The sequence below is a fragment of the Hymenobacter armeniacus genome, assembly GCF_014699055.1.
Classification (GTDB): Bacteria; Bacteroidota; Bacteroidia; order Cytophagales; family Hymenobacteraceae; genus Hymenobacter; species Hymenobacter armeniacus.
This window is the reverse complement of record NZ_JACXAC010000001.1, coordinates 16,150-28,846: the sequence shown is the minus strand read 5'-3', so window position 1 is coordinate 28,846 and position 12,697 is coordinate 16,150. Positions and strand designations below refer to the sequence as shown.

The following is a 12,697-nucleotide window of genomic DNA, read 5'->3' as shown; positions in this document are numbered from 1 at the left end:
GGTCAGCCTTTTACAACTCTTATTAGCTGAACCTTGACGTTTCACGAATTCAAGCTGCACGACGACCTGCTGGCCGGCGTCGACGCCATGAACTACCAGCAGGCCACCCCCATTCAGGAGCAGGCCATCCCCAAAATCATCGAGGGCAAAGACCTGATTGCCTGCGCCCAAACCGGCACCGGCAAAACCGCCGCCTACCTGCTGCCGCTGCTCGACAAGATTTCGCACGCCAAGCACGGCCACACCACCACGCTCATTCTGGTGCCCACCCGCGAGCTGGCCACCCAGATTGACGAGCAGGTGATGGGCTTCGGCTACTACGTGGAAGCCAGCTCGATAGCCATCTACGGCGGTGGCAAATCGGAGAACTGGGAGCAGCAGAAGCGCGCTCTTACTTCGGGGGCCGACATCATCATTGCCACGCCCGGCCGCCTCATTGCCCACCTGCAAATGGGCTATGTGAAGTTCGACCAGATTAAGTACCTGGTGCTGGACGAGGCCGACAAGATGATGGACATGGGCTTTTCGGACGACATCCTGAACATTGTGCGCCAGCTGCCCAAGGACCGCCAGACGCTGCTGTTTTCGGCCACCATGCCCAGCAAAATCCGCGACTTCTCGCAGCAGATTCTCAAAAATCCTGACGAAATCCGGCTGGCCGTGTCGAAGCCCGCCGCCGGCATCGACCAGCAGTTTTACATGGCCTACGACCGCCAGAAAATTTACCTGCTCGAGCACCTCATCAAAACCCAGGACGTGCAGAGCATGGTGCTCTTCACCAGCCAGAAAGCGGCCGTGGGCGGCATCGTGAAAGCGGTGAACAAGCTGGGCGTGGAAGCCCGCGGCATCAGCTCCGACCGCACCCAGGAAGAGCGCGAGGAAATCATGCGGGCCTTCAAAAACAAGCAGTTCCCCATTCTGGTGGCCACCGACGTGCTCAGCCGCGGCATCGACATCGACTCGCTGAGCCACGTGGTGAACTACGACATCCCCCGCGCGGCCGAGGACTACGTGCACCGGATTGGTCGTACCGCCCGCGCGGCCACCAAAGGCACGGCCATCACCTTCATCTCGGACCAGGACCAGGACCGGGTGGTGAAGATTGAAAAGCTCATCGAGCGCGACATCGAGAAACAGAAAATCACCGAGCAGTTGGGCCTGGGCGAAGCGCCCGAGTTTGACCCCAAGCGCTTTGCCGGCCTGGGAGGCAAAATTGGCGGCCGCCCGGCCCGCGGCGGCCACGGCGGTGGCGGCGGCCGCGACCGTGGCCCCCGCGCCGAAGGTGACCGGGGCCCGCGCCGCGAAGGTGGCGGCCGGGATGGTGGCCGCGACGGCGGCAAGCCCCGCCGCGACGCGCCCGACCCCAAAGACCCCAAGCACCTGGAGCGTCTGGCCGCCGCCAAAAATGCCCTCGCGGCATTGGATGCCGGCCAGGCCCCGGCCGTGCCCTATCAGCGCCCGCCCCGCCCCGAAGGTGAAGAGCGCCGCGACCGGGGCCCCCGCCCCGAGCGCGCCCCTCGCCCGGAAGGCGAGGCCCGTCCGCCCCGCGAGCCCCGCGCACCTCGTGCCGAAGGCGAAGCCCGTCCGCCCCGCGAGCCCCGGCCCGAAGGCGAGGCCCGGCCGCCCCGTGCCGAAGGCGAGCGCCGCCGCAGCCGCGGTGGCCGCAACCGCAAGCGCGGGCCCAAGCCCGAAGGCGGTGATACCGCTCCCATGGCTGCCAGCCCCGCCGCCGAGTAACCGGAAGGCGTATTGAGCCGCCCCGGCACGTCGCCGCCCAGCGCCCTTCTGCGGGCCGGGCGGGTGGCGTACCGGGGCGCTTTTGTGTGCAGCTCCGTCAACCACTCCGTATGTATCCTTCGGATTTTCCTCAATTCCAGACCGCGGCCGGCACCATTGTGGCCCGGCGCGACGGGCGGGTGGTGCGCGCTACCGGCATCCGGTACGCCCGCGCCAAACGGTTTCAGTATCCGGAGCCGGAGCCGGTGGCGGCGTCGCCCATTGTGGCCACGGCCCCCGCGCCGGCGTGCCCGCAGGTGGCCGATGCCCGGCTGGATGAAGTGCTGGGTGATTTGTACCAGGAATTAACCTTCAGCGAAGACTGCCTGCGGCTGTCCGTGACGCTGCCGGCCGATGCTGACCCGGCCGAGCAACTACCCGTGTTGGTGTGGGTACACGGCGGCTCTTACGTGACGGGAGCCGGCGACTTGTCCATTTACGACCCCACCGCGCTGGTGACCGAGCAGCGCGTGGTATTTGTGGCCGTAACGTACCGGCTGGGCCTGCTGGGCTTCCTGGGCAGCGAAGGCGGCACGCCGCCCAACCTGGGACTACTAGACCTGCTGGAGGCCCTGCGGTGGGTGCAGCGCAACATTGCCGGGCTGCACGGTAACCCCGCCTTGGTAACGCTGCTGGGCCACTCCTCCGGCGCCGATGCCATTGCGCAACTCATGCTGACGGCCGAGGCGAGCAGCTTGTTCCGAAGGGTGGTGCTGCACAGTGCCCCGCTGGGCATCACGCGCCACCGCCGCGCCATGAGCCGGGCCATGGTGGCCGCGGCGGGCCCGCTGTCGGCGCTTGGCCCTGTCGGGGAAGTGCTGGCCCGCGAAAGCTCCGTGACGAAAAGCGTGCGCCGGTTTGGGCTGAAGAGCGGAATGCCTTTCGGCCCGCAATACGGCGCCCCGCCCCTGCCACCCGAAACGGCTGTGGAGGAAACCTGGGCGGCGGTGGCCCCGCAGTTCGACGTCCTCATCGGCGCCACAGCTGAGGAAACCCGCTTTTTTGCCGTCATTGAGCCGTCGCTCAACCGGCTGCTGCGGCTGCCGCTGCTCGGAGCGCCGGTGGTGCGGCTCCTCACCACGCTCAGTTCCAACGCCATTTACTTGCATCCGGCCATTGCTTTTGCCCGGCGGCACGCGCAGGCGGGCGGGCGGGCCTATCATTTCTTGGTGCATTTTCAGCCAACGGGCAGCCCGTTTGGCGCGGCTCATACCATCGATTTGCCGCTGTTGCTGGGCACCGAGGCCAGTTGGGCCGCCACGCCCCTGCTGGGGCAAACCAAGTGGGCAGAATTCAACGAGGCGGCCCGGCAGGTGCGGCAGTTGTGGGCCGGCTTTGCGCGCACGGGCAGCTTGCCGGCGCCGGTGGAGGTTCCCGGCGTGCTGTCGCTACGTCAGGTAAGCAAAGCCGAGTAATTCCACGAAAGCAGTTGCTTGCGGAATAGCCGCCGCGATAATGCCTGCCGCGAAGCACTTCTCAGTGGTTCCGGCGTGCCTACCCCAGCACCTGCCCCACGCCAAACAGCACCGTGAACACCAGCGTGCTCAGGGCCATTTGCTTCAGCAGCGGGTCTATCTGCATCGATTCCTGCCGCTGCCACACCTGAATGGCGTTGAAGGCAAACAGCGGCACGGCCAGCGCATACAGCCACTGCCAGGGCGAATGGTAGGTGAGCGCCACAAACACCGTGGCGCACCCGAGGCCCAGCAGCAGCAGCAGCCAGTGGTAGCGCCGGGCATGCACCGCGCCCAGCCGCACCGGAATGGTGATTTTGCCGGCCAGTACGTCGGAGTTGATGTCGCGGATGTTGTTCACGTTCAGCACAGCCGTGGCGAAGCAGCCCAGCGCGGCAGCGGGCAGCAGCACTTGCAGCGGCAGGCTACGGGCCTGCAGGAAGTAGGTGCCGCACACGCCCACGATGCCGAAGAACAGAAACACCGAAATATCGCCGAACCCCGCGTAGCCGTAGGGGTTTGCGCCCGCCGTGTAGTTCACCGCCGCCCAGATGGCTGCCAGCCCCAGCGCCAGAAATCCCAAGAACAACCCCAGCCCGGCCGCGCCCAGCGCCACCCACAGCAGCGCCAGCCCGCTGCCCAGCGCCAGCAGTCCGCAAATCCACATGCCGCGCTTCATTTGCGCGGGGGTGATGGCCCCGCTTTGCACGGCACGCTGCGGGCCCTGGCGGTGCACACTGTCGGCGCCGTTTTGCGAGTCGCCGTAGTCGTTGGCCAGGTTGCTGAGGATTTGGAGCAGGATGGTGGTGAGGGCCGCCAAGCCCACCACCAGGCCGTCGAAGTGGCCATTGGCTTTGGCCAGGAAACCGCCCGTGAGGATGCTGGCCAGGGCCAGCGGCAGTGTGCGGGGGCGGAAGGCGGAAATCCAGGGCGACATGGGCAAAGGGGTAATTTTAGAATGCAAAAGAACGTCACGCAGAGCGTAGCGAAGCATCTTGCTCGCTTCGTTGCAACACTAATCGAATCGGTCAACGATTATTCATTAGTGCGGCACGCGAGATGCTGCGCTGCGCTCTGCATGACGTTCTTTCAAGTCATGATAAAGCAAAAACTACTTGGCAATGTCGGCCAGCAACTCGGGGCTCAGGGGCGTCACTTTCGAACCGTAAAACTTCACCACCTGGCCTTTTTCATTCACCAGGTACTTGCAGAAGTTCCAGTTCGGGGCGTCGGAAACCGCGCCGTTCTTGGTCTTGTCCGACAGGTACTTGTACAACGGAGCTGCCTGGTCGCCTTTCACCGCCACGGTTTCGAAGAGCGGAAACGTCACGCCGTAATTTTTCTCGCAGAACGAGGCCACTTCGGCGTTCGAGGCCAGCTCCTGGTTGAAGCTGTTGGAGGGGAAACCCAGCACCACCACTTTGCCCGCGTACTTCTTCGACAGCTCCTCCAACTCCTTGTACTGCGGGGTGAAGCCGCACTTGGAAGCCGTATTCACAATGAGGAGTTTCTTGCCCTTATACTGGCTCAGTTTCACGTCCTTGCCGTCGATGGACTTCACCGTGAAATCGTACACGGAAGGGGCCGGTTTGGCGGTTTCGTTGGCGGGTGTCATGGCAGCGGGGTTGGTCGGCTTAGCGACGGTAAAGGCCAGGGCCGAGGCGGCCACGGCCAGGGTGAGAATAAGGGAATTTTTCATGGGTTGAAGGTACGGAATTAGCATTTGCCTGCGTAACCAGCCGAAGGTCAATAGGGTTTTGGCTGGTAGCGCGGGTCGGGGGTTTGCGCAGGGGTGCCGCCAGGTGGCGAGCAAGCGAATGGCGCCGGCCTTAGGTGGTGGGCGGCGTCAGCCATTTCTCCAACTGCACCGGTTGGTAGGCCGCCATCTGGGCCAGCAGCGCTTCCGGGTCGGCCGACTGCAGGAGTTGGGCGCGGTTTTCGGCGCGCAGGAGCTGGTCGTCGCGCATGCGGTCGAGGGATTGCAGCAGCAGGTCGTAGTAGCCGGCCACGTTGAGCAGGGCCACCGGCTTTTGGTGCAGGCCGAGTTGGCCCCAGGTCAGGACCTCAAACAGCTCTTCGAGGGTGCCGTAGCCGCCGGGCATGGCAATGAAGCCATCGGCGCGGTCGGCCATCATGAGCTTGCGCTCGTGCATGGACTTTACGACGTGCAATTCCGTGCAGCCCTTGTGGGCCAGCTCCTTGGCATCCAGAAAATCGGGGATGACGCCGATGACCTGGCCGCCTTCCGCCAGCACGGCATCGGCGATGGTGCCCATCAGGCCCACGCGGCCGCCGCCGTACACCAGCGTGAGGCCGCGGGCCACCATGGCTTTGGCCAGGGCCTGCGCCTGGGTGATGTAATTCGGGTTGGTTCCGGCGCTGGAACCACAGTACACGGCAATACTTTTCATAGTTTAGTCAAATTGAACGATTGTAGAGACGCGACACTTCGCGTCTCCCCGTCGGCGCCTCTGGCAGGTGGTTCTGCTGTCATCGTTCAGCAGGGAGACGCGAAGTGTCGCGTCTCTACATCGTTCTGGCAATTACATGCGCTCGGGCACCTGAATGCCAAGCAGGCCCATCGCGGCCTTAATCTGCTCCCCTACCCGCGCCGACAGCGCCACCCGCAGGCTGCGCTTGGCCGCGTCGGCTTCCTGGAAAATCGACACTTCGGCGTAGAAGCGGTTGTAGGCCTTGGCCAGGTCGTAGGCGTATTGGGCAATGACGGCAGGCGAGAGGTTGCGGGCAGCTTCGGCGACCACGGAAGCGTAGCGGGCCAGTTCCTGAATCAGCTCCTGCTCAGTGGCTTCCAATCCGGCAATGCCGCTCCAATCGGCCGATTCGTCAATGCCCAGCTCGGTGGCTTTGCGGCGAATGGCGGCGATGCGGGCGTGTGAATACTGAATGAATGGGCCAGTGTGGCCTTCGAGACTTACCGACTCTTCGGGGTTGAAGAGCATGCGCTTCTTGGGGTCCACTTTCAAAAGGTAATATTTCAGCGCGCCCAGGCCCAGCATGTGGTAGAGTTCTTCGAGCTCTTCATCGCTGAGGCCTTCGGTTTTGCCTTTTTCGAGGGTGGCGGCTTTGGCGGCGGCCACCACGTCGCGCACCAGCTCGTCGGCGTCCACCACGGTGCCTTCGCGCGATTTCATCTTGCCCGAGGGCAAATCCACCATGCCGTAGCTAAGGTGGTGGATGGCGTCGGCGTAGGGCTTGCCCAGCTTTTTGAGCGTGGCTTGCAGCACCTGCATGTGGTAGTTCTGCTCGTCGGCGATGACGTAGATGCTGCTGTCGTAGCCGAAATCCTGGTACTTGAGCTCGGCCGTGCCCAGGTCCTGGGTGATGTAGACGCTGGTGCCGTCGGCGCGGAGCAGGAGCTTTTCGTCGAGGCCCTCGGCCTGCAAATCGACCCACACCGAGCCGTTTTCTTTCTTGAAGAACACGCCTTTGGTCAGGCCCTCTTCCACCCGCTCTTTGCCCAGCAGGTAAGTTTCGGACTCGTAGTAGTACTGGTCGAAATCGACGCCAATGGTTTTGTAGGTTTCGTCGAAGCCCTCGTACACCCAGCCGTTCATCTGGCTCCAGAGGGCTTTTACATCCGGCTCGCCGGCTTCCCAGGCTTGCAGCATCTGCTGGGCTTCGGCCATGAGGGGGGCCTGTTTTTTGGCAATGTCGGTGGCCACGCCTTCGGCTTCGAGCTGCTTGATTTCCTCGCGGTAGTGCTTCTCAAACAGCACGTAGTACTTGCCGGCGAGGTGGTCGCCCTTCATGCCGGCCTGCTCGGGGGTTTCGCCGTGGCCGAAGTGCTGGTAGGCAATCATCGACTTGCAGATGTGGATGCCGCGGTCGTTCACCAGGTTGGCTTTGGTGACGGTGGCGCCGGTGGCTTTCAGAATCTCGGCCACGGAGTAGCCCAGGAAGTTGTTGCGCAGGTGGCCCAGGTGCAGGGGCTTGTTGGTATTGGGCGAGGAGTATTCAACCACCACGTTGCGCGGGCCGTCGGTGGCCACGGGCGCGGTGGCGGGCTGGGCACGCAGCTGCGCAAACTGGCTCAGCCACTCAGCATCGGCAATTTCGAGGTTCAGGAAGCCTTTCACCACGTTGTAGCCGCGCACGCGGGGCTCGTGGGTTTTCAGCCACTCGCCCAGGGCCTGGCCGATTTGCTCGGGGCCTTTGCCCAAAGCCTTGGTGAGCGGGAACGTGACGAGGGTGAAGCTGCCGGCAAACTCCTTGCGCGTGGGCTGGAGCGTGAGGCTGGCGGTGGGAACTTCAACGCCAAAAACGGCCTGGGCGGCGTTTTGCAGGGCGGTTTTGAGGGAGGATTCTAACTGTTGCACGGGGCAAAGGTACGTTCTCACGAGAACCCCACCCCCTGTCCTCTTCTCCAAAAAAAGAGGAAGCACGGTTCGGCTTCTTACCGCGCTGCTTTGTCCCAACGGTTGAATACCAAACCGAAGCTTGCGCTGGCGCCGCTACCGGCTCACCACCTCTTCCAGCCGCAGCCGCTTCTCAATGGCATCCGTCGCCTTTTCCAGGATGTTGAAGGCATTCTTGGCCATCGTGTTGCCGTTGTCCAGCGTGGGGTTGATTTCGACCATTTCGAAGCACACCACCCGGTCGTTTTCCAGCAGGTCCTGGCAGAGGTTTTCGGCTTCGGAGAGGTAGAGGCCGTCTTCCACGGGCGTGCCCGTGCCGATGCTGAAGCTCGAATCGAGGCTGTCGACGTCGAAGGAAATGTAGACCAGGTCGCAGAAACGCAGGTGCTCGTAAATCTCGCGGGTGAGGCGGCGCGAGCCTTTGGCCTTGATTTCGGGCAGCTTTATCCATTTAATGCCCAGTTCCTCGATGAGGGCGTCTTCCTCCTCTTCGGTGTCGCGCACCACCACGTACACCAGGTGTTCGGGCTTGAGTTTGGGGCCGGGCTCGCCTAGGTTTTGCAGGCGGCGCCAGAAGAAGATGGTTTCGGCGTCGGGGATGTTGCGCTGGTGTTTGAGGTTGTCGACGCCGAGCGAGGCGGCCAGGGGCATGCCGTGCACGTTGCCGCTGGGCGTGGTGTAGGGCGAGTGAATGTCGGCGTGGGCGTCAATCCAGATGACGCCCAGCGTTTTGGTGGGGTAGGCGGCCTTGATGCCGGCAATGGTGGCGTTGGCCGAGCTGTGGTCGCCGGCCAGCACCAGCGGGAACTCGCCGAAGCGCAGGGTCTGCTCCACGGCGGCGGCAATGCCCTTCTGCACGGTGTAGATGGCGTCGATGTGCTTGGCGAAGGGGAACGGCGTTTTATCGAACAGCACGTGGTTCAAATCGGGCACCACCACGGAGTTGAACCGGCGGAAATAGTCGGAGCCTTTGTTGAGGCAGGCCACGCGCAGGGCGTCGATGCCCATGCCGGAGCCGCGGGTGCCGGCCCCGAGCTCGGAGCGGACTTCCAGAAGTTTGATGCGTTTCATCGGAGGGTGGGAATTTGGGATAGCAGGATGGCGGCATCGTTCCAAGGATTTTAATTGTCAGTTGCTGGTTGTCAGTTGTTAGAATCGATGAACGACCTGACAACTGGCAACCAGCAACTGACAACTAGAAACACTTCGAGCGCTGCCTTGCGGCAGAAGCATCTGCCGTAGCCAAGTCGCTAATATTCCATCGTCACGATGCGAGGCGGGATAGCGGGAGAACATCAAGCGGTTCCCGGCCGTTATCCCGACCCGGCGGTACTTTTGTACGGCCCGCCGCAAAGGTCGGGCTTTTTCGCCGTTTTCAAAACCGAATGGATACGTACCACGACCTCATTTCTCAGACTTTCGACTTTCCTACGGCCGACTTTACCGTGCAGGACCACGAGCTGCAATTTCACGGCATCGACCTGATGGGCCTCGTGGAAAAATACGGCACTCCGCTACGCCTCACGTATTTGCCCAAAATCAGCTCCCAGATTCAGCGGGCCAAGCAATGGTTTGCCGAGGGCATTGAGAAAACCGGCTACACCGGCTCCTATTCCTACGCCTACTGCACCAAGTCGTCGCACTTCCGCTTCGTGCTGGAAGAGGCCCTGAAAAACGACATCCACCTCGAAACCTCGTCGTGGTTCGACATCAGCATCATCCGCAACCTGCACGCCCAGGGCAAGGTCGACAAGCAGAAGCACATCATCTGCAACGGCTTCAAACCCGAGGCTTACAAGAAGGAAATCGCCGACCTGATTAACGACGGGTTTGTGAACTGCATGCCCATCATCGATTCGCCCAACGAAATCGAGTACTACCACGACCACGTAAATGAGAAGGTGAACTTGGGCATGCGCCTGGCCTCCGACGAGGAGCCGCGCTTCCAGTTCTACACCTCACGCCTGGGCGTGCGCTACGCCGACGTGATTCCGCTCTACGAGCAGCGCATCAAGGACGACCCGCGCTTCACGCTCACCATGCTGCACTACTTCATCAATACCGGCATCAAGGACACGTCCTATTACTGGTCGGAGCTGAGCCGCTTCGTGCACAAGTACTGCGAGCTGCGCAAGGTGTGCCCTACCCTCACCACGATTGACATCGGCGGCGGCTTCCCCATCCAGACCAGCATCCAGCCCGAGTACGACTACCCTTACATGGTGGCCGAGATTCTGCGCACCATTCAGCGTATCTGCAAGGAAGAAGGCGTGCCCGAGCCCAACATTTTCACCGAGTTCGGCATCTTCACGGTGGGCGAAAGCGGCGCCATCATCTACAGCATTCTCGACGAGAAGCTGCAGAACGACAAGGAATTGTGGTACATGATTGACGGCTCGTTCATCACCAACCTGCCCGACACCTGGGCCCTGAACCAGCGCTTCATCATGCTGGCCGTGAACGGCTGGCAGAAATCGTACAAGCGCTGCCAGCTCGGCGGCCTCACCTGCGACTCGCAGGACTACTACAACGCCGAGAAGCACATCTACCAGGTGTTTCTGCCCGAGCGCAAGCCCGCCGATGCCCAGCCGCTCTACGTGGGCTTCTTCCACACCGGCGCCTACCAGGAGAGCCTCAGCGGCTACGGCGGCATCAAGCACTGCCTCATTCCGGCCCCGCAGCACGTCATTCTCGACCGCGCCGCCGATGGCACGCTCACCGATACCGTTTTTGCGCCCCAGCAGGAAGCCGGCAGCATGATGCGCATCCTCGGATACGAATAATTCAATTTCGGCGTTAGGAAGACGTAGCGAAATATTGAGCTCCCTGCTTATCTTTGAAGCTCAGCCCGTCATCCCTCACCCGTATTAATATAAATTATGAAAAAGTTCGTATTGCTCGCCGCCTGTGCTGCCGCCCTCACCCTCGGCGCCTGCAACCGCCAGAAGTGCCCCGCCTACAGCAGCACTAAGGAGGCCAACCGCGTTTCCTCGCCCATCACGGCCAGCACTGCCCAACAAGTAGAGCGCCAGTAAGCATCGGAGTTGAAATGAAAAGGCCGGCTTCCCGCGTGGAAAGCCGGCCTTTTTCGTCCGTCATGCCCCGGCTGTGCTCGGCATGACTTGATTTTGTTGCATTTATGCAGTCAAAATAAGGGCCGTAGCCGCCCGCAAATCGGCCACGTGCGGCGCGAATCCTTCCGCGTTTTCCTCCTCCCCCACCAGAATGCCGCGCACGCCCACCGCGGCGCCGGCTTCCATGTCGCGCAGGCGGTCGCCCACTATCCAGCACTGCGCCGCGTCGAGGCGGAAGCGGGCCATGGCTTTTTCCAGCATGCCGGAATTGGGCTTGCGCAGGACGGATTCGCTCACGCTGGGGTGGGCGTCGGCGAAATACAGCGCGTCGAGGATGCCGCCGCAGGCAGCTTGCAGCTTGGCGTGGCAGGCGTGCACGTCGGCCGCGGTGTAGAGGCCTTTGGCAATGCCGGCCTGGTTGGTGACGACTATCAGGTGGTAGCCGGCGGCTTTGAGCCGGGCCAGGCTTTCGGGCACGCCGGGGCAGATGATGAATTTCTCGGGCTGCCACACGTAGGTGCCAATTTCTTCGTTCAGCACGCCGTCGCGGTCCAGAAATATGGCTTTGTTTTTTGTTGTCATTGCAGCAAAGCTACGGGCGAACTTTGCAGGCTCATTTGCGCTACGACTTTATGAAAATCGGCATCATCGGCGGGGGCATCAGCGGCCTCACCCTGGCCTGGTACCTGCAAAAGGCCGGCGTGCCCTACGACCTGTTTGAGGCCGATACCCGGCCCGGCGGCAACCTGCACAGCCTGCCCACGCCCGAAGGCTACCTGCTGGAAGTGGGCCCCAACTCGCTGCAGATGAGCACCGAGTTGGAAGAGCTGCTGGCCGACCTCGCCCTGACCGACCAGATTCAGGACGCGGCCGCCGTGAGCCAGCACCGCTACGTGCTGCGCGACGGCCGCTACCAGGTGCTGCCCGGTTCCCCGCCCAGCCTGCTCACCAACGGCTTTTTCAGCCTAAAAGCGAAGTGGCAACTGCTGAAAGAATTCCGCACGCCCGCCGCGCCCCTCGACCCGCAGGAAACGGTGGCGCATTTTTTCCGCCGCCGCTTCGGGCCCGAAATTGTGGATTACGCCGTCAATCCCTTCATGGCCGGCATCTACGCCGGCGACCCCGAGCAGCTGCTCATCCACAAGACCTTTCCGCAGCTGGCGGCCTTGGAGCAGCAGTTTGGCTCGGTGCTGCGCGGCTTTGCCAAAACGAGCAAAGGCGCCGGCCGCCGCCGCATCGTCACGCTCAAAAAAGGCATTCAAACCATTGCCGATGCGCTGGCGGCCCGGCTCAGCGGCTACCAGGCGGGTACCACGGTCACGGCCATTTCGCGGGCGGCCGATGGCACCTACCAGCTGGAATTGAAAGGGCCGCAGGGGCTGGAAGCGGCGCCCGGCTACTCGCACCTGGCACTGGCGCTGCCCACCTATGCGGTGGCGCCGCTGCTGCAACCGCTGTTTCCGCAAGCCGCGGCGGCGCTGGCGGCCGTGCACTACCCGCCCATGAGCGCCGTGTATTCGGCCTACGACCGGGCCGCCGTGGCGCACCCGCTCAACGGCTTCGGCGCGCTCAATCCCAAAGTGGAAGGCACCTACGCGGCCGGTTCCATCTGGACCAGCAGCATCTACCCCAACCGCGTGCCGGCCGGGCAGGTGCTGTTCACCACCTTCGTGGGCGGCGCGCAGTACGAAGACGCCGCCCGGCAGCCCGAGGAAGCCCAGAAAGCCGCCGTGCACACCGAGCTGAGCAAGCTGTACGGCATCACGGGGGCCCCGCGCTGGCAGTTCCGCTACAGCTGGCCGCGCAGCATTCCGCAGTTCGACCAGCGCATAGTGGGGGCGCACGCGGCCGCGGCCGAGCTGGAAGCCGAGCGCATTGTGGCCGTGGCCAATTGGCGCGCCGGCGTGGGCGTGCCCGACTGCGTGCGCCACGCCCGCCGCACGGCCGAGCAGTTGGCCGCTGAGCAATAGCCCCTTGCCCGGACGTTTGCCGGCATAGCGCCTTCCAAATACCTTTA

Annotated in this window: 11 protein-coding genes; 5 read left to right on the top strand and 6 right to left on the bottom strand. The window is 62.9% G+C overall.

Features of this window, described 5'->3' with window-relative positions; all coding sequences use genetic code 11:
* Positions 1-33: 33 nt before the first annotated feature.
* Both IC234_RS00120 and IC234_RS00115 read left to right on the top strand, forming a co-directional pair.
* Positions 34-1,737: a DEAD/DEAH box helicase gene (locus tag IC234_RS00120; RefSeq protein ID WP_394354863.1), complete on the top strand. Its 1,704-nt coding sequence runs from the start codon at positions 34-36 to the stop codon at positions 1,735-1,737.
* Between the two features lie 110 nt (positions 1,738-1,847).
* Positions 1,848-3,191, top strand: coding sequence for a carboxylesterase family protein (locus IC234_RS00115; protein ID WP_190921810.1), 1,344 nt, complete (start codon positions 1,848-1,850; stop codon positions 3,189-3,191).
* Positions 3,192-3,270: 79 nt separating this feature from the next.
* On the opposite strand, the gene IC234_RS00110 is transcribed toward IC234_RS00115, so the two are convergent.
* The 5 genes from IC234_RS00110 to IC234_RS00090 form a co-directional block, all read right to left on the bottom strand.
* The gene (locus IC234_RS00110; protein ID WP_190921809.1) at positions 3,271-4,167 is read right to left on the bottom strand and encodes a 1,4-dihydroxy-2-naphthoate polyprenyltransferase; all 897 of its coding nucleotides are present in this window, start codon (positions 4,165-4,167) and stop codon (positions 3,271-3,273) included.
* A gap of 174 nt (positions 4,168-4,341) precedes the next feature.
* The gene (locus IC234_RS00105; RefSeq protein ID WP_190921808.1) at positions 4,342-4,929 is read right to left on the bottom strand and encodes a glutathione peroxidase; all 588 of its coding nucleotides are present in this window, start codon (positions 4,927-4,929) and stop codon (positions 4,342-4,344) included.
* Positions 4,930-5,059: 130 nt separating this feature from the next.
* Entirely contained in the window at positions 5,060-5,641 is a 582-nt protein-coding gene (locus IC234_RS00100) for an LOG family protein (RefSeq protein WP_190921807.1), read from the bottom strand.
* A 132-nt stretch (positions 5,642-5,773) separates the two neighbouring features.
* Positions 5,774-7,567, bottom strand: coding sequence for an arginine--tRNA ligase (argS, locus tag IC234_RS00095; RefSeq protein ID WP_190921806.1), 1,794 nt, complete (start codon positions 7,565-7,567; stop codon positions 5,774-5,776).
* Between the two features lie 135 nt (positions 7,568-7,702).
* Positions 7,703-8,677 (bottom strand): arginase, encoded by a 975-nt coding sequence (locus tag IC234_RS00090; RefSeq protein WP_190921805.1) that lies wholly within the window; start codon positions 8,675-8,677, stop codon positions 7,703-7,705.
* Between the two features lie 314 nt (positions 8,678-8,991).
* Here IC234_RS00090 and IC234_RS00085 point away from each other — a divergent pair, with 314 nt between their 5' ends.
* Positions 8,992-10,389, top strand: coding sequence for a type III PLP-dependent enzyme domain-containing protein (locus IC234_RS00085; RefSeq protein ID WP_190921804.1), 1,398 nt, complete (start codon positions 8,992-8,994; stop codon positions 10,387-10,389).
* Between the two features lie 96 nt (positions 10,390-10,485).
* Entirely contained in the window at positions 10,486-10,641 is a 156-nt protein-coding gene (locus tag IC234_RS00080) for a hypothetical protein (protein ID WP_190921803.1), read from the top strand.
* Positions 10,642-10,743: 102 nt separating this feature from the next.
* Here the strand turns inward: IC234_RS00080 and IC234_RS00075 are convergent, their stop codons facing one another.
* Complete coding sequence (locus tag IC234_RS00075; RefSeq protein WP_190921802.1) at positions 10,744-11,262, bottom strand: D-glycero-alpha-D-manno-heptose-1,7-bisphosphate 7-phosphatase; 519 nt, start codon at positions 11,260-11,262, stop codon at positions 10,744-10,746.
* Between the two features lie 50 nt (positions 11,263-11,312).
* Here IC234_RS00075 and hemG point away from each other — a divergent pair, with 50 nt between their 5' ends.
* Complete coding sequence (hemG, locus tag IC234_RS00070; protein ID WP_190921801.1) at positions 11,313-12,650, top strand: protoporphyrinogen oxidase; 1,338 nt, start codon at positions 11,313-11,315, stop codon at positions 12,648-12,650.
* Positions 12,651-12,697: the final 47 nt, after the last annotated feature.